Below are 24,191 nucleotides of genomic sequence, written 5' to 3' on the forward strand. Positions count from 1 at the left end.
CTAATTTACACTAATTAGTATTGTGTTATTTCATTATCAAATTCGTGAAAATTCGTGAAAATTCGTGAAATTAGTGGCTAAAAAATCCTTTACAAAAACCTACAAAGATCTTTCCTGAAAAAATATATACAATGAAAAGAAGAGAATTTATCGAAAAAACAGCTGCTAGTACTGCCTTATTAAGTTTAGGTTTATCATTAAGCAGTTTTGAAACTAACGATATTAAGCATTTAACTGTTTTACATACAAATGATGTTCACAGTCATATTGATCCTTTTCCTGCTGATGATCCTCGTAATCCGAATAAGGGCGGTGTTTCTCGCCGTGCGGCGCTTATAGAAACTATTCGTAGAGAAAACCCAAATGTACTTTTATTGGATGCGGGCGATATTTTTCAGGGAACTCCGTACTTTAATTATTATGGTGGAGAATTGGAGTTTAAATTAATGAGCATGATGAAATATGATGCTTCAACTATTGGAAATCATGATTTTGACAATGGTCTTGATGGTTTGTATGCACAAATGCCTCATGCAACTTTTGAGTTTATCAATTCCAACTACGACTTTAAAAATACGGTAATGAACGGGCTTGTAAAACCGTATAAAATTTTCAATAAAAACGGAATTAAAGTAGGCGTTTTTGGTGTGGGAATTGAACTTTCAGGTTTGGTAGACAAACAAATGTATAAGGAAACTGTCTATAATAATCCTGTAGAAGTTGCGCAGGATATGACTCAATTATTGAAGAAGGAAGAAAGATGTGATTTGGTAATTTGTCTTTCGCATTTGGGTTATAACTACAAAGACGACGAAACTAAAATTTCTGATTTAAAATTCGCAGCATTAACTCAGGATATTGATTTAATTATTGGCGGACATACACATACTTTCTTGGATAAACCAACGATTGTAAAAAACAAAGCAGGTGAAAATGTGTTAGTTAACCAAGTGGGCTGTTACGGAATAAATTTAGGCCGAATTGACTTTTATTTTGATAAGAATAAAGCGCATACAAATGAAGGAAAATCAATTATTGTATAACATTTTTTTATGCGATTTTGCTTTTTTAAGAAAATAAGAAACCATAAAGTAGTACGCCAGAATTTGGGTTATATCCCGAATTAAAATAAGTACAATGGAGTATGAGAAGTATTCGCAGAAAATGAAAAATATATCTGACAACATAAAGCTAATAGCCATCAGGCTCATTAAAAAAGCTACATAAGTGCCTTTTGTGATGTAATTTACAAATGCATAATAACACAAAAGGCTTAAAATTATTCCGTAAAAAGTATAAAGCCAGTTAAACTTTTTCATATTATCTGATTGTAAACTCAAGACTGAAATCAATAAATAGACAATAAAAATTACTACTATTGAGATGGGCAAAATATCTCTTTTTCTGAATTTTATTCTTTCGTGTCTGGTAATAAAAATTCTTAAAAGCAATATATAAACAATCAGAAAACTTAATACACCACCAAGTTCTGAAATTTCTACATCCATCAATTCGAAAACCTGGCCAATAAAACAAAATAAAAAAACAAGTGCTTCGGTTTTTCCTATTTTATAATCATTGCTGATTAAAAAGTAAAAAAAAATAGCTGGCAATACAATTGATTTAGCATAAACTGCCATAACATCATGCTGCATACAATTAAAAATAATTGTAAACAGCAATGCTAAAAAATATAAAATCAACGACGGTTTATTCGCTTTCATTTAGTTTATTTATAAAATCCTGTTCAGATAATATAGGTATATTTAATTTTGTGGCTTTTTCTAATTTGGCTGGCCCCATATTATCTCCGGCAACTACAAAATCTGTTTTTGCAGAAATTGAACTTCCCACTTTTCCTCCATTGTCCTCGATTGTTTTCTTTAAATCATCTCTTGAAAACTGCTCGAAAACACCTGAAACGACAAATGTTTTTCCAACGAATTTTTCTGTTGCATCCGGATTTATATTTTCAACAATTTCAAATTGAACTCCGTAACTTTTTAAGCGTTCAATTATCCTTTGGTTTTCTTCATTTTCAAAAAACTCAACTACACTTCTTGCAATCCTTTCCCCTATTTCATCTACTAAAATCAAATCCATTAAAGTAGCTTTGCTTAGCGCATCAATATTTTTATAATGTTTGACTAATTTTTTGGCTACGGTTTCTCCAACAAATCGAATTCCGAGTGCAAAAAGAACGCTTTGAAACGGAATTTCTTTTGATTTCTCAACGCCGTTTACCAAATTCTCAGCTGATTTTTGCGCCATTCTTTCTAAGTGCAAAATATCATCTACTTTTAATTCGTATAAATCGGCATAGTTATGAACTAAGCCATTTTTGAAAAGCAAGGCAACGGTTTCGCCGCCAAGACCTTCAATATCCATTGCTTTTCTTGAAATATAATGCTGAATTCGCCCAATAATCTGAGGAGGACAACCGTAAAAATTAGGGCAATAATGATTGGCTTCTCCCACATTTCTAACCAATTCCGTATGACATTCCGGACAATAGGCAATGTATTGTGTTGGTTCTGAATTTTCAGGACGTTTTTCTAAATCTACTGCTATGATTTTGGGAATAATTTCGCCGCCTTTTTCAACAAAAACGGTATCGTTTATTCTGATATCTAATTTCTCAATTTGATCTGCATTGTGTAAAGATGCTCTCTTTACAATGGTTCCTGCCAATTGAACCGGCACTAAATTAGCAACCGGAGTTATGGCACCGGTGCGCCCAACCTGATACGTAATTGAATTTAATATAGTCGAAACCTGTTCTGACTTAAACTTATAAGCAATTGCCCAGCGCGGTGATTTTGCAGTATAACCTAATTCCTGCTGATGCTGAATGCTGTTTACTTTTACTACAACGCCATCGGTTTCATAAGGTAATTTGTGACGGTGTACATCCCAATAATCAATAAAATCAAAAACTTCCTGAAGGTTATTTACCAGTTTTGCTTCGCTTGGTACTTTAAAACCCCATTTTTTTGCCGATTCTAATCCTTCAAACTGTGTCGAAAAAGGTAAATTGTTGCTGGTTACCGTATATAATAAACATTCTAGCGGACGCTTTGCAACCTCAGCACTATCTTGTAATTTTAAACTTCCCGATGCTGTATTTCTTGGATTTGAATAAGGAGTTTCGCCAATTTCGATTAATTCCTGATTCATTTTTTCGAAACCTTTATAGGGCAAAATAATTTCGCCGCGAATATCGAATTTATCCGGATAATCACCTTTTAATTGCAACGGAACAGATTTTATGGTTTTGATGTTATTAGTAACCTCATCACCCTGAAAACCATCTCCACGAGTTAAAGCCTGAACTAATTTTCCATTTTCGTATGAAATACTTATAGAGGCTCCATCGTATTTTAATTCGCAGGTATATTGTAAATCAACATTTCCCAGAACTCTTTGAATTCGGTTTTCCCAGTCGACCAAATCTTCTTTTGAATAAGAATTATCCAAAGAATACATGCGATATTGGTGTGCAATGGTTTTAAAATTTTTGGTTACTGTTCCTCCTACTCTTTGCGTTGGGGAATTTTCATCAAAAAATTCGGGATGTTTGTTTTCTAAATCCTGCAGCTCCTTTAATTTAATATCAAAATCATAGTCTGAAATTGTGGCATTATCAAGTACATAATAATTGTAATTGTGTTGGTTAAGTTCGTTTCTTAAAGCCTGAATTGTGTCTTGAATACTCATAAAAATATTAAAATGGTGCTGGTTGTAATTTAGAATAACTGTAACTTCAAAATTAGGATATTTTTGTTGAAAAGCATTTAAAAACCTGAAAGTTTTAAAATCAAAAATCAAGTTGCAAAAAGATGCAACTTGATTTTCTTCTTGTCCATTATTCTTTAAAAGAATCAACAAATCTTAAAAAGAATCAAACAAAAACCAACTTCCAAATGGTTTTAACATTTATCAGGACTGATAAAAAAGTTTTAAATAGAAATAGGTTTTATTTTTGGATAATGATAAAATCAGAACGTCTGTTTAATACATGTTCTGCATCTGTACATTTTACTCCATTTTTACATTTATTAATTAATCGGGTTTCACCATAACCAATGGCACTTTCAATTCGCGAAGGATCAATGTTTTGTGAAATAAGATAATCACGTGTTGATTTTGCTCTGTTATCTGAAAGTTTTAAGTTGTAAGCATCTTTTCCGCGAGAATCTGTATGTGATTCAATTTTGATACGGATGTTAGGAAACTTCTGCATGATGAAAACTACTTTGGTTAATTCTTCAACTGCCAAAGGTGTAATATCAAATTTATCATAATCAAAATAAATTGGGTTTACATCCACTTTCTCGACTCCTTTTTTCTTCACAACCAAATCATCATAATTACTTAGTTCGAAATTAATATTCGGAATTTCACCTTCATTTTCCTTTGTGGTTTCTACCGTTTTTTCGTCGCTGCTGTAATTCGGTTTTGCTGCGATCATTTTAACTGTTTTTCCGCAAGGAACAATTAAAGCATATTTACCTTCAAAATTGGTTTTTGTCTCTCCCAAAATATCACTGAAAGAATTATATCCCATAATGGTAACGTCTGTAAGCGGTAATTTTGTTTTTCTGTCGATTGCAATTCCCGAAATAGTCTGATTGCAAACCGGATCTCCTTTTGTAAAGGAATAAATATCATCATCGCCTTTTCCGCCTTCTCTGTTGGAAGATATATAGCCTGAATGACCTGTTTTATCAATTATATAAGCAAAATCATCTTTATTGCTGTTTATTGGAGGTCCCAGGTTTTTTGGGCTTGAAAAACTTCCATCAGGTAAAAATTTGCTTTCATAAATATCAAGATCACCTAAACCATAATGTCCATCTGAAGAAAAATAGAGTGTTCCCTGACTGAAATACGGAAAAACATCATTACCAATAGTATTAATTTTTGGTCCCAGATTTTGTGGCGAACTCATTGTTCCGTCTGCAGCAATTTTTACAAAATACAAATCACTTTCACCAACTCCGCCGGGCATATCTGAAGCAAAGAAAAGCCATTGTCCGTCTTCACTTAAAGAAGGGTGACCAACTGAATATTCATTACTATTAAAAAATACATTTTGAGGATTTTCGAGTTTATTTCCATCTAAAGTTCCCTTCACTATCTGAAAATTATTGGTCTTAGTTTCATCTACAACCAATTTATTCTTTTTGACAATGTTGGTAGTATAATAAATTGTTTTTCCGCTGGCATCAAATGTGGCTGTAGCTTCATGATATTTTGACATAACATTTGGTAAAAATACCGTTTCGTTAAACAAACTTGCATCGGCCGGGTTTATTTCTGCAACATATAAATTAAGAAATGGCTGATTGTTCCAGGTATACAACTTCTCGCTAAATTTTGTCGTATCTCTTGCAGAAGTAAAAACAATTTTATTCTGAAAAAATGCAGTTCCGAAATCAGATTTACTACTATTTATAGCAAGATTTTTGATTTCATAAAGCGATTTTGATTTTGCAAGACTGTCCAATTGGAATTTTTGAACCAGATATCGGTTGATCTCATTTTTATCGCCTTTTTTATCCAGATATTCTTTCGTAACTCTGTTCGCTTCATCATAATCCATAACGGCTTTCATCGATTGAATATAGCGCAGGTAGTAAATATCTGTTAAATTATTCCCCTGTGCTTCATATAACTTTTTGTACCATTTCAATGCATTTCTTGAATCGGAAATAAAGTAATACGAGTCTGCAGCATTTTTTAAAGTTTGTGCCGAAGGATTTTTGATGTTTGCCAAAATTTCCTCGTAGGCTTTTGAAGCATCAACGTACGAATAATTTTTAAACAACGCATCGGCCTTTTTTAAATTGGTGGTCTGAGCAAAACAAACCGTGAAGCTCAATACCAGACTTAGGATATATAGTTTTTTCATAGGGTTTATTTTTAGAAGAATCGAGGAGATTTAATTTTACTTTCGCCTTTGTTAAACTGATAACGCAATATGATTTCGTGCGAACCGTCGTTGTATTTGTTTAATTCGCTTACGGTGTAATCAAAAGCATATCCGATGTAAAAACTTCTGGAGATTTGAAAACCAGCCAGGATACTCACAGAATCATCTGTTCTATAAGCTCCGCCAATTACAAATTTCTCTGCAATCATAAAATTTGCCGAAACATCAGCAGTAAGCGGCGCACCGCTCACTGCTTTTACTAAAAATGCAGGCTTGAATTTTAAATTCGGACTCAAATCAAAAACATACCCTCCCATTAAATAATAATGTAAACGATCATAATCTACTGATTCCTGTACATCATCATAATAGTTGTTTTCTATAAAATTAGGAATCGAAAATCCTAAATACCACTTGTCTGTGTAATAATAAATCCCTGCTCCAACCGCTAACTTCATTTGGTTGTCGATGTTCTGATTGAGCAAAACATCATTATTGTCATAATATCTTCCTTTAGACCAGTCTACATTTAGCATTCTCATACCAGCTTTAAGTCCAAAGGCTAATCTTTTTTCATAACCAAGTGGTACTGAGTACGCAAAATTTCCGTCAAGATAAAGTTCATCAGAGGGGCCAATTTTATCATTAACAACACTTAATCCCAAACCAATATTTTCATTGGCAAGTGGTCCGTGAATCGAGAACGATTGTGTTTCTGGCGCACCATCAATACCAATCCATTGTGAACGATATAAAAGTGTTGCTTCTAAGGCTCCTGTAGACCCTGCATAAGCAGGGTTTACGGCCATTGTGTTATACATATATTGTGTATACTCCGGATCTTGTTGTGCACTTGCACTAAATGTTATAATAGAACATATTAAGATTGAATATATTTCTAATGATTTTATATATAGTTTCATAACGATACTTATTTAGTTTATTAATTAGAGGATTAATTATGCTGCTTATCTCATTATAGATAACCATCCTTTTTTAACCTTTCCGTCTCCCATGTCTATCACATAAAAATAAGTACCTGTTGGCAACATATCTCCTCTATTTATAACTCCGGATACATTTGCTGTTCCGTCCCAATCGTTTTCATAACCTTTTTTGCTGTATACTAAAGCACCATATCTGTTATATACTTTTAATTCATTGTTTGGATATGATTCGATACAATCAATTCTGAAAAGATCATTTGTTCCGTCACTATTTGGCGTGAACTCATTGTAAACCGTTAAACAAACTGGTTCTACAAAAGCTGAAGCCGTATTGTTTGTTGGATCAACATCTAAAGGAGTTGAAATTTCGATCGATGCTACGTTTGTATATTCACCGCCTGGCATCACAATTACTCTGATTTCAAGTGTTTCGCTTTCTCCTGCATTCAAAGTTGGAATTGTCCAAAGTCCGGTTAAAGGATCATAAACTCCGCTTGATGTAGAAGTTGAAACTAATTCATATCCGCTAGGAATTAAATCACTAACAATTGTGTTGATAATAGTTCCTTCGCCAACATTATTGACGGTTATTGTAAATACTATTTCTTCGCCAAAATTAGGAGTTGGATTACTAACTGTATTCGTTATCGTAAGATCTGAACATGTCGCTACTGTTACATTTAGTGTTTTTGTAGTAGTTTCATCGCATGTATTGGTGTACGTTACTGAAACTGTTCCTGCACCAACATCTCCCCATGAAATTGTTGCAGATCCGTCTGAAATTCCTCCACCGGCAGTTATTGTTCCGGTTCCGCTTGTAATTGACCAAACATAATCGGATTTTCCATTTGCCACTGAATAGGTTACGCCTTGAAAGACACATGGTGTATCGTCACTTGCAGTAATTTGATATGCGGCATCATTCTCAAAACCTACTACGATTGCTAAACGATTTGCATTTTCGCAGCCACTTGTTGTATTACTTAACAATGTAGCATAGTAAGTAGTAGCAGTTAGTGGTGTATTTGCTGCTAATTGCGTTCCGCCTGTTGCGCTAGTATACCAAACCACATTTGGCTCATTTACCAAAATACTCGCAATTGTTGGTAATGCTGATAAACAAAATGTTTGTGTAGTTCTTGGTGTTGTAACAACTCCAGGTGTATTTACATTTACCGTAACTGCTAATCTAACAGGGTTCTCACATCCTATAGTGCTTGAAATAGCTCCGTAATATATTCCTGTTGCCAAAGCTGTTGTGGCTGGTATTGCAGTTCCGCCAGTTGCAGTACTGTACCAAACTACATTTGCTTCGTTTACCTGAATATTGGCAACTGTTGGTGCATTTATTGAACAGAAATCCTGTATATCATCCGTCGTTGTTGGTGTTGCGGTAGGATTATTTATTGTTACTGTTACCAGTAATCTTGTAGTACTCTCACAACCTGAAACCGGATCTAAAATTCCTCCGTAATAAACTCCGTTTGCCAAAGCTGTTGTTGATGCAATAGCAACTCCACCTGTTGGTGCGCTGTACCAAACTACATTGGCTTCATTTACCTGAATATTAGCAACTGTTGGCGCACTAGAAATACAGAAATCCTGTGTATCATCTGTTGTGGTTGGTGTTGCCGGATCTGTAACTGAAATTGTTACGGCTAATCTTATAGCGCTTTCACAATTTGTTACTGGATCTAGAATTGCTCCGTAATAAACCCCACTTGCTAAAACTGTGGTTGGTACAAGAGCCGTTCCGCCTGTTGGCGTACTGTACCAAACTACATTGGCTTCGTTTACCTGAATATTGGCAACTGTTGCTGCATTTACTAAACAGAAGTTTTGTGTATCATCTGTTGTGGTTGGTGTACCCGGATCGGTAACTGTAATTGTTACTGCCAAACGAACTGAGCTTTCACAGCCTGTTACAGGATCTAAAATAGCTCCGTAGTAAACTCCGTTTGCCAAAGCTGTTGTGGCTGGTATTACTGTTCCACCTGCGGCAGTGCTGTACCAAACTACATTTGTTTCGTTCACCTGAATATTGGCAACTGTTGGCGCATTTACCAAACAGAAGTCTTGTGTATCATCTGCTGTTGTAGGTGTTAATGGATCAGTAACGGTAATTGTTATTGCTAATCTAACAGCGCTTTCACAATTGGTAACAGGATCTAAAATAGCCCCATAATAAACTCCGTTTGCCAAAGCTGTTGTTGATGCAAAAGCAACTCCACCTGTTGGTGTACCGTACCAAACTACATTTGCTTCATTTACCTGAATATTAGCAACTGTTGGCACATTTACTAAACAGAAATCTTGTGTATCATCTGTAGTGGTTGGTGTACCTGGATCTGTAACTGAAATTGTTACTGCTAATCTTATAGCACTTTCACAATTGGTTACTGGATCTAAAATAGCTCCGTAATAAACCCCATTTGCTAAAACTGTGGTTGGTACAAGAGCCGTTCCTCCTGTTGCAGTACTGTACCAAACTACATTTGCCTCGTTTACCTGAATATTGGCAACTGTTGCTGCATTTACCAAACAGAAATCTTGGGTATCGTCTGTAGTGGTTGGAGTGCCAGGGTCGCTTACTGTAATTGTTACTGCTAAACGAACTGAACTTTCACAGCCTGTTACTGGATCAAGAATAGCTCCATAGTAAACTCCGTTTGCCAAAGCTGTTGTGGCTGGTATTGCTGTTCCGCCTGTGACAGTGCTGTACCAAACTACATTCGTTTCATTTACCTGGATATTCGCCACTGTTGGTGCATTTCCCAAACAGAAATCTTGAGTATCATCTGCTGTTGTTGGTGTTAACGGATCTGTAACGGTAATTGTCACTGCTAATCTAACAGCACTTTCACAATTGGTAACAGGATCTAAAATAGCTCCGTAGTAAATTCCATTTGCCAAAGCTGTAGTTGATGCAATTGCTACGCCGCCTGTTGCTGTGCTATACCAAATAACATTGGCTTCATTTAACTGAATATTAGCTACCGTTGGTGCATTCACTAAACAGAAGTCCTGAGTATCATCCGTAGTAGTTGGAGTACCAGGATCATTTACGTTTATTGTAACGGCTAATCTTACTGCGCTTTCACAGTTGGTAACTGGATCTAAAATAGCTCCGTAATAAATTCCGTTTGTCAAAGCTGTTGTCGCAGGAATTGCTACACCGCCTGTTGCAGTACTGTACCAAACTACATTTGCCTCGTTTACCTGAATATTGGCAACTGTTGACGCATTTACCAAACAGAAATCTTGTGTATCGTCTGTAGTCGTTGGAGTGCCAGGGTCGCTTACTGTAATTGTTACTGCCAAGCGAACTGAACTTTCACAGCCTGTTACAGGATCTAAAATAGCTCCGTAATAAACTCCGTTTGCCAAAGCTGTTGTGGCTGGTATTGCTGTTCCGCCTGTGGCAGTGCTGTACCAAACTACACCCGTTTCATTTACCTGAATATTGGCAACTGTTGGCGCATTTACCAAACAGAAATCTTGTGTATCATCTGCTGTTGTAGGTGTTAATGGATCTGTAACGGTAATTGTTACTGCTAATCTTACTGCGCTTTCACAATTGGTAACAGGATCTAAAATAGCTCCGTAATAAACTCCGTTTGCCAAAGCTGTTGTTGATACAATAGCAACTCCACCTGTTGGTGCGCTGTACCAAATAACATTGGCTTCATTTACCTGAATATTAGCAACTGTTGGTGCATTTACCAAACAAAAATCTTGTGTATCATCGGTAGTGGTTGGTGTACCTGGATCTGTAACTGAAATTGTTACGGCTAATCTAACAGCACTTTCACAATTGGTTACTGGATCTAAAATGGCTCCGTAATAAACCCCACTTGCTAAAACTGTGGTTGGTGCAAGTGCCGTTCCGCCTGTTGGTGTACTGTACCAAACTACATTGGCTTCGTTTACCTGGATATTGGCAACTGTTGACGCATTTACCAAACAGAAGTCCTGAGTATCGTCTGTAGTCGTTGGAGTGCCAGGGTCGCTTACTGTAATTGTTACTGCCAAGCGAACTGCACTTTCACAGCCTGTTACAGGATCAAGAATAGCTCCGTAATAAACCCCGTTTGCTAAAATTGTGGTTGATGCAAGAGCTGTTCCGCCTGTAGCAGTACTATACCAAACTACATTGGCTTCGTTCACCTGAATATTGGCAACTGTTGGCGCATTTACCAAACAGAAGTCTTGTGTATCATCTGTTGTTGTTGGTGTTAATGGATCAGTAACGGTAATTGTTACGGCTAATCTTACTGCGCTTTCACAATTGGTAACAGGATCTAAAATAGCTCCGTAGTAAATTCCATTTGCCAAAGCTGTAGTTGATGCAATTGGTACGCCGCCTGTTGCTGTGCTATACCAAATAACATTTGCTTCATTTACCTGAATATTAGCTACCGTTGGTGCATTCACTAAACAGAAGTCCTGTGTATCATCCGTAGTAGTTGGAGTACCAGGATCACTTACGTTTATTGTAACTACTAAACGAACTGAACTTTCGCAATTGGTTACAAGATCTAAAGCAGCTCCGTAATATACCCCGCTTGTTAAAGCTGTTGTTGGTGGAATTGCTGTTCCGCCTGTTGCCGTACTATACCAAACTACATTTGGTTCGTTTACCTGAATATTGGCAACTGTTGGTGCATTCACTAAACAAAAATCCTGCGTATCATCTGTTGTAGTTGGCGTAAGCGGATCGTTTATTATTACAGTAGCAGCCTGAAGTGTTCCTGCAATGTTCTCGCAAGTTGTATCACTTGAAACGCCTACATAATAAGTAATCGGGCTTACTGCACGAGTTAAACCTGTGATTGTTAAAACTCCGGCAGCATCAATTGCATAAGTTGCGCCACTTATTACCGCTCCATTAGCAATTGGCTGTGTTTTAGCATTATCTAAATACCATGTAAATACAGGATTTGTTAATATTGTTGCTGTTGGTGTCAATACCGCAGGTACATCATGACAAACTGTTATATCATCAACCGAAATATCAGTTTCATTTGATGGAGGCAATATTGTAAATGTAATTTGTTTTCTATCTGCTTCAGCAGTTTGACAAAATTCATCTGAACTAACTCCTACATAATAAGTATATGTTCCGGGAACTAAACCTGTCACAACTAATTGGGGAGTTGTTTCTCCTGGAATTAACTGAGCGGTTGTTCCGTCAAAACTATACCAATAGTAAATTGGATTTGTTAAAGTTACCGTTCCGCTTACTGTTGTTGCTAAAGTCACTGTTCCTGTTGGAGAACAAATTGAAGTTGTTGCAGCTCCGTTTAACGTAATGTCTGTTAAAGCATTTTCAGGAGTTGAAGCACTAACCTCAACAGTAACTTCTCCTCTGGCAAAAGTTTCGCAACCATAACGAACAGGCTGTACGTAGTATTTATAAATTCCTGCCGCCAAAGTGGTTGGAACTGTATAAGTAACTCCCGTTGCCACTACAGAACCTCCCGTAGGCGAATCATACCATTTATAAGTCGAACAGGCATCGGCCGGAATTTGCAGTGTAACAGGTGATCCCGGACAAACTATTACTTTATTATTAAGATCGCCGCCTATTACTTTCGTATTTCCTACACGTTCAACAGTATGAACTCTAAGAAATTCTAAAACTCCCGCAACTCCTCCAAAACGAATTCTAACGCGATCGTAAGGTTCCGGCTGAGAAGATACAAGTACCATTGACATTGTATTTCCCGGTAATAATCTTAAGCTTAAAAGTGTACTTGTATTTTGAATAGGAGCTCCTACCGCAACATTACCTAAGTAACGTTGAATACTAAATCCTGTCAATAAATTAACATCTAATAAAACACCTGGTTTTGAAACCACTATTCTTAATGTATCACTTGCAATTGCCGGTGTTTTAAAGGCAACTGTTAAATCGGCTGCAGCCAAAGCTCCAACACCGCTATACATTGTTGCAAAAGTGGTAATATCATTGTCAGCAACATTAAATGAATCAGCAACTCCAACTGTAGCAGTTAATGCCCCTATTGGAAGTCCCAAATCTGTTGCTCCATAATAAACATCCTGAATATCTCCAGGTGTACAGGTAACTGTTGGAACTGATCTATTATAATAAGCATCAAATACTTTTGTGTTTTGAGCAACACTTAAAAGAGATGCTGACTGAATTCTTACTCCGTTATAATCTTGTGGCCCTGTTCCATTTGCCGGAACAAAAGTATATTCAAAACTATTATCACCAGACAATAAGTTTAATAATGATCCTGAAACAGATTGTAAAGGTCCTATATCAACTCCGTTCAAAGTTCCAACTACTGATAAGTTTTCTCCCACCGCAACTGCACTGTACTCAGATCCTAATTTAATAGTAACCGGAGTTCCTTTTGCAATATTTGCTGGCCAGGTTAAAGTTTGCCAGGTTGTACCAACTCCTAAAAGTCCTAATCCTGTTGTAATAGTAGAAAATGTTTGCGGATTTCCGTCAATGGCATTTATTCCGTTAGAAACTCCTCCCGTTACAATCGAACCAGAAGTCTGTGCTGTGGCATAAACTCTTTCTGTTAAAGACTGACATGCAGCAGGATTTATAACATTGATAGAAACTGTTCCTGTTACTGTACAGTTTAGAGCACTTGTAGCCACTACTGTATAAGTATAGATTCCAGGAGTATTTAAAACACCTGTTGTAAACGGTGGTCCGGCCACAGGATTTCCTTGTGGATCAAACCACGCCAAAGTTCCGTCAGACGTTGCATTTAATGCCACTGTAGATCCTACATTTACTGAAATTGAAGGTGTGACAACCAAACTTGGCAATGGGTTAATCGTTACTGTTACCGGTAGAATAGCAGATGGACACGTAACACCGTTACCTTGAGCCTGAATTGAGTAAACACCACTTGTATTCACATTTGCAGCAGCATTTGCCGGCAAAATATTATTTGATGGATCGTAGAAAGTATATGTTGTATTTCCTGATGTATCAAAACCTGAAATTGCATTTGCTAAATTTACAGTTCCACAACCTGTTAAAGATGCAGGACTTATAACTAAAGGTGTAACTGTTGGAAAATTAACCACTACTTGTTTTAAAGTATTGATATCATTATCACAAGTTGCACTGTTTGAGACAGAAACATAATAATTATAAGGAGCTCCCGCAGTATTTAGACCTGCGATTGCTAATGCTCCCGTAGTTGGATCTTTCGTAAAAGTTACTCCCGGCTGCGCTGCAACAGTAGTACCTGTTACGATTTCCTGTGTTTTATTTTGATCAGTATAATATTTGAATTGTGCTCCAACTAAAGGAGATGTAGGAGATAATATAGCTTCTCCTGCACATGAAGCTTCCTGTGGACTTACTATTGTTACATCTGCAGCAGTTGCAAATGGAGCCACAGTAACCGTTACCGGCTGACGAACGCTGTTAGTACAAGCTCCGCCACGTGTTGCTTCTAAATAATAAGTAGTTGTTGCTGTTAAATTTGGTGTAGTATATGATGCTGTAGCTGAAAGCTGATTTCCTAAGCTTGGAGCATCATACCAGGCAAAAGTTTCACCTGTTGCTGTTGAACTAGCTACTAAAGTTGTCGGTTGTCCGCTACAAATTGGTGTCGCAGCACCAGTAACGGTTGCAGGATTAAATCTGTAAGAAGCTCCATAAATGTCTAAACTTGTTAATAAAGTAGCCACTCCGCCCAGTCTAACTTCAACAGCTGTAAAAGGTCCCGCTGCTACAAAACTAGCTTTTAAACGAGTGGATGATAATAATTGAACATCAACTAATGATCCAATATTAACCTGATCACCATTTGGACTTCCTCCATTATAACTTCTTAAACTAATATAAGAAAGAAGACTTACATTTGCAATTCCCGCTGGAATTCCTAATTCAACATCTATAATATCCCCAGTTTGCCCCGCATTAGTAAATGTTAGCATTTGCTGTATATAATCATTTACTAAGCCAAGAGGAACTGAAAGATTTGCTGCTGTTGCAGAATTGGCATCAATAGAGTTTCCTTCATTTGCCGAACTACATAATAAACATCCTGTAGCACCTCCTTTTGAAGTTACCTGAGCATTTACCTGCAAACATGTGCTTACAGTATTACTTATCACAACATTGATCGCCGTTCTGGCACTACTAATACAAGTAGAAGTTGTATTTCTTGCAGTTACATAATAAGTTTGATTTGCCGTTAAAACAGGAGTCGTATAAGTAGCAGTTCCTGTTCCAGATGCTAATACTGTTCCTCCGGTTGGCACATTGTACCAATCAAATGTAACATTAGAATCCGGACTTGATACTTGCAAAGTTGCAGTTTGCCCTGATTGAATAATTACACTAGATGAAGCTGCTACTGGTGCTGCCGGTAATGGATTAACCGTTACTGTAACCGGAGTACGGCTGGTGCTTGAACAACTTCCAATTCCTGCTTCAACATAATAAGTTGTGTTGGCGGTTAAATTTGGAGTTGTAAAAGAATTTCCAGTAAATAACAAGTTTCCGGCTGAAGCTGCATCATACCAGGTATATACAGTTCCCGCAATTGGCGTATCTACATTTAGTACAGTGGTCTGACCGCTACAAATTGTTGTACCACCCGCAGCAATAGTCGGAGCAACCGGATTATCAATTGATATTACTACTGGAAAACGTTCACTATTAACACAACCATTTCTTGCGATCTCTACATAATAAGTCGTTGGAACTGTTAAAGCTAGTGTTGTATAAGCAGCGGTACTAGCAAGTGATGCACCGCCGGTTGCTGTACTATACCAATTAATAGTTTCACCAACTGCAATATTCGCAACTAAAGTAGTTGTGTTTCCACTACAAATAGTTGTGTTTCCTGTAATAGTTGGTGCTTTATATCTGTAAGTTGCCTGATAAATATCTAAACTTGTTAAAACAGTCGCCAAACCTCCTAATCGAATCTCAACACGATCAAAATTGGCACCTGCAACTACACTGGCTCTAAAACGATCACCAGTTAATAACTGTAAACTTACTAGTGGATTAGTAACTGATATTCTATCATTATTATAAGTTGCTCCGTTATAGGTTGCTAAAGTAACAGCTCCTAATAATTGAAGATCAGCGATTCCACCCGGTAATTCTAACTCTACATCAACAATGTCTCCCGCTTTACCAGGATTATTAAATCGTAAGGTTTGTTGAATCCATCCGTTTATTAAACCAACCGGAACCGAAATTCTTGCTGCTGTTGCAGTATTTCCGTCAACAGAGTTATTAGGATTCGTAGTGCTGCATAATAAACATAAACCATTTTGAAGTGTTTGCTGACTGCCAGCTTCTAAACATCCACCCAAAGCTGATGGTATAACTGTTACTGTCACAGGAACTCTTGTTGCGCTCACGCAGTTTCCTGAGGCACTTTGAGCCTCAACATAAAAAGTTTTTGTTGCTGTTAAAACAGGAGTTGTATAAGTTGGTGTATTTATAGAAAGTGCTGTTCCGCCTGTTGCAACATCATACCAATTTAATGTAACTCCTGCTTGAGGAGTTGCCGCGGTTAATGTAGCATTTTGCCCGGATTGAATGGTAACACTTTGCGTTAAAACTGTAGGAACAGCAGGAACAGCATTCGAAATTACATCGACCTGAGTTCTTGCAGGGCTCAAACAGCTACCTATTGCTGCCCCAACATAAAAACTTGTAGTTCCCAAAGGAACAGTTGGAGAATAAGTAGTTCCCGAAGCCAAAGCCACACCTCCCGAACTTACGTTATACCAATTATAAGTCGTTCCCGGAATTGGGTTAACAACTGATAATGTCGTTTGCTGTGTTGCACCAGTCGAACAAATTGCCGTACCGGTTGTACTAATAGCAGGAGCAACAGGATTAGACACATTAACCACAACAGGTACACGCTCATTTCCTTCACAGCCCGCTGCTCTGGTAACACCAATATAATAAGTAGTATTAGCAGTTAAAACAGGCGTAGTATAAGAATTTGTAGTTGACAAAGCCGTAGTTGAAGTTGGTGAACTATACCACGCTATTGTAGTTCCTGCGGCTGGAGCTGCAGTTAATGTAGTCGAATTTCCTGAACAAATTGTTTGACTTAAACCTCCTGTTACTGTTGGAGGAGCAAATTCTAAACGAACATCATAAATTCTTAAATCAGTCAGTACGCTTACTAAGCCTCCTAACTGAATTTGAACCTGATTGGTATCACCTGTTAGTGTATATCTTAATACTCCGATAGTATTTCCTGGTAATAATGCCAAATTCAGCAGCGGATTACTTATCGCTACTGCAGTTCCGGAATTTGTACCGTTTAATTTAGGCTGAATTATACCCGTAGATAATAAGGACAGATTAAGTAAACCTGCACCACTACCAACATACAAAACAATTTGATCGCCTGCCCTTGCTGTTTGGTTGAGAACCAAAGTTTCCTGAACAGAACACAATACTCCGACGACTGTACTCAGAGTAGTAAATGTGGTTAAGCCTGCGTCGTTATCGTAGGCTCCTGTAGGGTTAGTTACACTTGAACCCACGCAAAGACCAGAAACACTATTCGTGTTGGATATTGGTCTGCAAAAGGTTTGCCCAAATGCATTATTACATAGAAGTAATAAAAAAAATAGCCCTAACAATCTCTTCTGAAAGAGGAGATTACAAAAAGTAAAAAATTTTTTCATAATTTGGAAGATTAGAAAATGGACAATAAAACACCTGTTGCGATAGGCACGCATGCCTAAGCAATTATAAAAACGTTAATAATCAATGGATTAAATCGAAATTTAAAATCTTACCTAACTAAAATTTTAAATTAGATTTTGTAAAAAAATGTATTTTATATATCAAATACACTAAGAGCATTTTATCCCCAACGAATAAAAAATGTGGTCAAGCCTGCATCATTGTTGTTGTCAACGGTAGGATTAGTTACACCTGAACCAATGCCTTTAAAACAAATACTATTTGTATTTGATCCTGGTCTGCAAAAGTTTTGCTCAAATGCATTATTACATAGCAGTAATAAAAACAACAGTCCTAACGATCTCTTTTGAAAGAGGGAATTACAAAAAGCAAAGAGTTTTTTCATAATTTGGAAGATTAGAAAATGGACAATAAAACACCTGTTGCAATAGGTACATATACCTAAGCAATCATAAAAAACAATAATAATCAACTAGTTAAACCGAAATTTAAAACCTTACCTAACTAAATTTTAAATTAAATTTTACAAAAACCATATACTAAAGAGTACTTTTTATCCCAAACGAATAAAAGATATCTCAAAACTTTTTGGAAATGTTGATCTGAATCAATCTTCCAAACGGAGTGACTTGTACCTGCAATAATTTTCATATAGAAAATTATAGGGAATTTATACGGGGGGAATTTAACAATATAGAATGTGATTCAATAGTATAGAAAGTTGATTAGGCGATCTATAATTTGTTTATTTAGAATTTAGGTTCTAAAATTGAATCATGATTTTTATGCAATAACGAATTGAATTTAAAGATTAGACACAACAATACTCTTCATTAACAAATCCTCGACTGGGGTTTGGAAATAAAAAGTGAATTTTATGTTTAAAATTATAAAATAAATTTGCTGTTGAATTAAAGATGGATTTAGGGCTAAATTTAATTTTGCCCAAAAAAGAAATAAATAAAGATAAAATGATAAGGATACCTAACGCAAACTTTATAAAGAGAGTAAATTTCAATTCCATAAATAAATGAATTAAGTTTATATTAAATCTTTTGGCTTTTATTAAATCTCAAAAACAGTGATTTGTTTATTCAAATTCAATTCTGCTATTTGAGTCTTGTAAAAAAAAGCAAACACATTTTGTTTAACTTTTCCTTTACTAAAATTAAGAAAAACCTAAATATAAAACAAGTGCAAAATTCTTATATTTTTTAAATTACCAAAAAAATGAAAAATGAAAAAACGGTGCAATGCCAATAAAATAAAGGTCTAAAGCCAAAAAACAAACTGTTATAGAAATCATAAAAAAAACCATATTTTTTCATGAAAACGCAAAAATGTAGGTTTATGATTACTTTTTGCATTTTGTAACATACTCAATTTCAATGATTCGATAAAAAATTGAAAAGCAAAACTTACAATAACAAGTGTAGAGATGACATTTTTAAACAATTCTAAAAAAACAGGTAAAAATACGGGGTAAAAAAAACAAAAAAGTTTAAACAAAAGTTAAATAACCTAAAAAAGGTAAATAATTTAACATCAATTATTTACCTTTTAAATATTTCAACTATAACGATTAAGATTCAATAATAGTATTAATTTGCTTAAAAAGCTGTCCGTCGCTTAAAAAAGCCCCTTGTTGAATCAATTCAAAAATAGAAGCATTTCTATCTTCAGTAAAAACTTTCTTACCTACTTTCATTTCGATTGTTTCAGTAAACATATTATCACTCAGCCATTGCAACCCTTCTTTAGTTAAGAAATCAGTATCGGGAACTAATGATTTCAATACTATTGACTGAACATGAGTTTCAAAACACTGAAACAAAAAGATGTGATTTTTAGAAAAATGCTCTAAAAATTCAGCTCTTGACAAAACACCTTCCCAAATTAAATCCGAAAAAACATCCAGCTCCTGTTCTGCCACTTCCGGCTTATTCTCTTTAATAGAATCCCACTCAGCTTTATCAATTGCCTGAGTTGCTAAAAAACTAGCAAATTCTGCATGCAATTCATCAAATTGCTCTTTTGTTAATCTTGCGTATTTCATTTATTTTTTCTTTGATTTAAACGCTTTAAAAAAGCTTAAACAGATTATAACTACTTTTAATCCATAAAAAAAGCCCTCACAAATGCGAGGGCAAATTTATAACTTTTTTTCACTTACTAGAAGATATATCTAATACCAAATTGAGCCTGCCATCTGGATGTTAAGCTAGCATCATAACTAAACGTTTTAGTTTGTGTATTATTAAAGGTATAAGTTGGTGTATTTCCTGCAACTGTAACACCAATTGGCTGAACACTCGTAGGAACCTGAACAACTCCCCAATCAGAATTAAGTAAATTACCGAAATTCAAAATATCAATACTAAACTGGATCGTGTTCGTTTTTTCGGATGCAGAAGAAACTCTGAAATTATAATCCTGTAATAATTTAACATCACATCTTCCTCGCCATGGTGATATTGCTCCATAGCGCTCTGCATATTGCCCTCTTCTGTCTCTCATATATTTATCCTGAGAAATAAACTTATCAAAAGCTTCTCCTTGTCCTGGGGCGCTAAAGTTCATCGTTGCGATTTCTGCCGTTGTAGGTATATAAATCAAATCGTTAACACTTGAACCGTCTCCGTTAATATCTCCTCCATAGGTATAATTAAAACGTCCGCCCTGAGCATATTCCAGAAAAGTCGAGACTGTTGTTGCCCATTTGTCTTTTCCGTATTTCCATTTTTTAGAGGCAACTCCAATAAAACGATGATTATCGCCATATTTAGAATTCGAAAGCGCAGCTGTATTTACATTTCCTAATGCAGGATTAAAAGAAAAAGCATCTCCTGTAATCTCTGCTTCAATAGAGTTTACGTCTTTTGATTTTAAATAATTATAAGCTACACTAGCATACAGACCGTTTTCAAAAGTTTTTTGTAATTTAACAGAAGCATTAAAAGCACTTCCTTTATCAGAATTTGTCATTACATAAGCATTGTTTGCTCCTTTATCCGCAGCAACATAAATAGCTCTGTTGTCAACACCGGCTAAAGTTCCGGTTGGAGGTTTTAATCCCCAGTTTTGAACCTGAACCGCATTTATATCCTTATTATAAGACAAATCAACTGTTACAATATAATTACTTTCAAATCTGTGATCAAATCCTAAACTACTTCTCCAAACTTGTGGCCACTTATAATCCGGATCCATAATTTGAAAGAAACTGTCATCGGCACCACTAACCTGGTTTCCTAACCAAACAAACGGAATTCTTCCTGTAAAAATCCCAGAACCTCCACGAAGTTGAGAAGTTGCATCGCCTTTTACATCCCAGTTAAATCCAATTCTAGGAGACCAAAGAATTCTGTCACTTGGTAAATCTGTAGAAATCAATTTAACAGCCTGACCTGTTTGAGGATTATAATAATCAATATTATTGTCTCTTCCAGAGCCTCCATTATCAGTATCTATATATTTCTGAATCAAATCTGCTGTATTAAAATACAATGGTTTATCAATTCTTAAACCTAGAGACAATTTAAAATCATCGTTTACACTAATATCATCCTGTGCATAAAATGCCAATTGCCCTACATTTAATTCAGCCAGTTTCCATCCGCCATCAGTTCCTACTTCAGAGTTACTTTTGGCATTAAAAATATCCTGAGCATATTGAAGGTTTTGCGCTATGATACTGGTTGCGTACGGCTGAGCAGCATCATTTAAAAAATCCTGTGTTGTAAAATAGGGAGTGAAAAAAGTTCCTGCATAACCATTCGGATTTCCGAAGTTATCGTAACCACCCAGATTAAATGAATTTTTAAATCCGAATTTTTCAAAAGAAGCTCCAAAAGTAAAAGCATGTTTACCCACCGTATAAGTTAAATTATTAGTGATTTGAATTACTTTTTGATCTAAAGTATTATTGATCGAAAATGGTTCATGACCAGCAATAATATAATTAGAACCCGCACCATCCTGAATATTAATCACAGGAGCCGGAACAGAGAATGGAACTCTGTAATCATTAAAATGTGAATACCCTGCCTGAAACTTATTCGAAACCTTCTCACTTAACTTTGAATTTAATTCAACTAAAAAAGAACTTAAGTTATTATTAATTTGATATCCTGAATTCTGAAACTGTAAAATTGAAGCATTTGGCCCTCTAAAACCAAGAGCTGTGGGATGCGCAGGTTTATCTTTTGAAGCATCAAGGAAATTATAAATAACGGCCAATTTATGATTGTCACTGATATTCCAGTCGACTTTAATAATTCCTTTATTTGAATTTGACTCATGTTTAAACCCCTGATAAGCGCCTGTATTATATCCTAAACCTGCCAAAGCATTAGAAACTGCAATTAAATCAGATTCTAAAACTCTTGATTCATTAATTCCCGTCACACCATCGTTATTATTGGCAACAAAATTTGAACCTAAATCGCTTCTTTTATCAATTTCAAAATTTCCAAAAATGAATAATTTATCTTTAATAATAGGAGCTCCTAAACTAAAACCTGCCTGAGTTTGTTCTAGCGTTGGTACAAATATTTTTTCTCCTTTAATTTTATCGCCGGTCAAATCCTGATTTCTGTAAAAAGCATATGCAGTACCATGAAACTCATTTGTTCCCGATTTTGTAACTGCATTTACAGAAGCACCGGTAAATCCGGATAAAGTAACATCATAAGGAGCAGTCGCCACCTGAATTTGCTCAATAGCATCCAGCGAAATAGGCTGAGCACCAGTTTGTCCTCCGGGAGTTGCAGCATCCAGACCAAACGGATTATTAAATACCGCACCATTTAAAGAGTAATTATTGTATTGATCATTTCTTCCTCCAAAAGATCCACCACTCGCAGTTGGTTCCAAACGTGTAAAATCTTCAGCAGATCTAGAAATGGTTGGCAATGCTGTTAACTCTCTTCTGCCAATTGTAGTTTCTGCACCGGTTTTTCCGCTTTTAAAAACCTTATCTTTAGCAACAACTTTTACTTCTTCCAGCGCCTGGCTCGCATCAGCAAGCAAAACATCTATATTAAACGGTTTTCCTAAATCAAGATAGATATCATTATATTCCTGATCCTGAAAGCCTACAAAAGTTACAACAATTTTGTAAGGTCCTCCAATTCTCATATTCAAAATATTAAACCTTCCATCTTCATTTGAAACGGCAGAATATTTACCCCCAGTCGGAGTATGAATGGCTAATATACTAGCACCGGGTAATAGTTCGTTGGTAGAACTTTTTACAATACCCTTAATACTCGAAGTTGTTGTTTGCCCCGTGACCGCGGTTAAGGCCAGCAAACATAACAATAATGCAAAGATTTTTTTCATTTTCCTAGTTTTGAGTGAGTTATTTCCCTCAAAATTAGACAAAAAAAAGCCACTCGTTGGAGTGGCTTTTATATTTTATTAACAAGAAGTTAACAAAATGTTATTTTTCAGCGATAATCTCGTATGGTAAGTCAACGATAACATCTCTGTGTAAACGGATGCTAGCAGAATATTTTCCTGTACGTTTTACGATACCACTAGTGATGAATTTTCTATCAATAGCATTACCTGATTTCTCTAAAGCTTCAGCAATGTCGATGTTTGTGATAGAACCAAAAAGTTTTTCTCCACCAGCTTTTGCAGTAAGTTTAATTTCAAGAGCTTTAATTGTTTCAGCTAATGCTTTAGCATCAGCAACAACTTTAGCTTCTTTGTGTGCTCTTTGTTTTAGGTTTTCAGCTAAAACTTTCTTTGCAGAAGGTGTAGCTAAATGCGCGAATCCTTGAGGAATTAAAAAGTTACGACCGTAACCAGCTTTAACTGATACTACATCATCTTTAAATCCTAAGTTTTGTACGTCTTGTTTTAAAATAAGTTCCATGTTGTTGTCCTTATATTTTAGAAGTTAGGTTCTGCATAACAGAAACCAGCGACTAGAGTTTTTAATTATTTTAATAAATCGGCCACGTATGGCATTAAAGCTAAGTGACGCGCTCTTTTTACAGCTACAGAAACTTTTCTTTGGTATTTTAATGAAGTTCCGGTTAAACGACGAGGAAGAATTTTTCCTTGCTCATTAACGAATTTCAATAAGAAATCAGCATCTTTATAATCGATATATTTGATTCCTGATTTTTTGAAACGACAATACTTTTTAGTTTTGTTAGTTTCAATGTTTAAAGGCGTTAAATATCTGATATCTCCGTCTTTTTTTCCTTTTGCAGATTGCTCTATTGTAGACATAATAATTAAGCTTTAGTAGATTTTAATTTGGCTCTTCTTCTTTCAGCCCATGAAATAGCATGTTTGTCTAAACTTACAGTTAAGAAACGCATAACTCTTTCGTCACGTCTAAATTCAGTTTCAAAAGCAATTAGAACTTCTCCAGCTACTTTGAATTCGAATAAGTGATAAAAACCACTTTTTTTGTTTTGGATTTCGTAAGCCATTTTTTTCAGACCCCAATCCTCTTTCGATACCATTTCAGCTCCTCTACTAGTAAGAAATTCTTCAAATTTCGTTACTGTTTCCTTCACCTGAACTTCAGATAAAACGGGATTTAAAATGAAAACAGTTTCATAATGATTCATAAATACAATATTTATTT

Annotated in this window: 12 protein-coding genes; 1 reads left to right on the forward strand and 11 read right to left on the reverse strand. The window is 35.8% G+C overall.

All coding sequences use genetic code 11. The annotated features are described in order from the left end of the window. Positions 1–131: 131 nt before the first annotated feature. A complete protein-coding gene (locus SD960_RS10945; RefSeq protein ID WP_318802964.1) occupies positions 132–1,043 on the forward strand; it encodes a metallophosphatase in 912 nt (303 codons plus the stop codon). Here the strand turns inward: SD960_RS10945 and SD960_RS10950 are convergent. The 11 genes from SD960_RS10950 to rpsF form a co-directional block, all read right to left on the reverse strand. Next, positions 1,029–1,724: a lysoplasmalogenase family protein gene (locus SD960_RS10950; protein ID WP_318802966.1), complete on the reverse strand. Its 696-nt coding sequence runs from the start codon at positions 1,722–1,724 to the stop codon at positions 1,029–1,031. The two genes, SD960_RS10945 and SD960_RS10950, sit on opposite strands and share 15 nt — an antisense overlap. Continuing rightward, complete coding sequence (ligA, locus tag SD960_RS10955) at positions 1,711–3,717, reverse strand: NAD-dependent DNA ligase LigA (RefSeq protein WP_318802969.1); 2,007 nt, start codon at positions 3,715–3,717, stop codon at positions 1,711–1,713. Before ligA ends, SD960_RS10950 begins: the two co-directional genes overlap by 14 nt. Positions 3,718–3,976: 259 nt before the next feature. Then, complete coding sequence (locus tag SD960_RS10960; RefSeq protein WP_318802971.1) at positions 3,977–5,914, reverse strand: OmpA family protein; 1,938 nt, start codon at positions 5,912–5,914, stop codon at positions 3,977–3,979. An 11-nt stretch (positions 5,915–5,925) separates the two neighbouring features. Continuing rightward, positions 5,926–6,858, reverse strand: coding sequence for a type IX secretion system membrane protein PorP/SprF (locus SD960_RS10965; RefSeq protein WP_318802973.1), 933 nt, complete (start codon positions 6,856–6,858; stop codon positions 5,926–5,928). Positions 6,859–6,903: 45 nt separating this feature from the next. Beyond that, on the reverse strand, positions 6,904–17,559 hold the full coding sequence (locus tag SD960_RS10970; protein ID WP_318802975.1) for a gliding motility-associated C-terminal domain-containing protein: 10,656 nt from the start codon (positions 17,557–17,559) through the stop codon (positions 6,904–6,906). Positions 17,560–17,741: 182 nt separating this feature from the next. Then, complete coding sequence (locus SD960_RS10975) at positions 17,742–17,966, reverse strand: hypothetical protein (protein ID WP_318802977.1); 225 nt, start codon at positions 17,964–17,966, stop codon at positions 17,742–17,744. Between the two features lie 1,197 nt (positions 17,967–19,163). Beyond that, positions 19,164–19,637, reverse strand: a complete 474-nt coding sequence (locus SD960_RS10980; RefSeq protein WP_042564341.1) for a DUF6495 family protein — start codon at positions 19,635–19,637, stop codon at positions 19,164–19,166. A gap of 116 nt (positions 19,638–19,753) precedes the next feature. Beyond that, the gene (locus SD960_RS10985; RefSeq protein ID WP_318802981.1) at positions 19,754–22,924 is read right to left on the reverse strand and encodes a TonB-dependent receptor; all 3,171 of its coding nucleotides are present in this window, start codon (positions 22,922–22,924) and stop codon (positions 19,754–19,756) included. Between the two features lie 100 nt (positions 22,925–23,024). Continuing rightward, on the reverse strand, positions 23,025–23,465 hold the full coding sequence (gene rplI / locus SD960_RS10990; protein WP_318802983.1) for a 50S ribosomal protein L9: 441 nt from the start codon (positions 23,463–23,465) through the stop codon (positions 23,025–23,027). Between the two features lie 65 nt (positions 23,466–23,530). Further along, positions 23,531–23,827: a 30S ribosomal protein S18 gene (gene rpsR / locus SD960_RS10995; RefSeq protein WP_002987043.1), complete on the reverse strand. Its 297-nt coding sequence runs from the start codon at positions 23,825–23,827 to the stop codon at positions 23,531–23,533. A gap of 5 nt (positions 23,828–23,832) precedes the next feature. Further along, a complete protein-coding gene (gene rpsF, locus SD960_RS11000) occupies positions 23,833–24,174 on the reverse strand; it encodes a 30S ribosomal protein S6 (RefSeq protein ID WP_007810575.1) in 342 nt (113 codons plus the stop codon). Positions 24,175–24,191: the final 17 nt, after the last annotated feature.

The organism is Flavobacterium sp. MMLR14_040, from assembly GCF_033657265.1.
Classification (GTDB): domain Bacteria; phylum Bacteroidota; class Bacteroidia; order Flavobacteriales; family Flavobacteriaceae; genus Flavobacterium.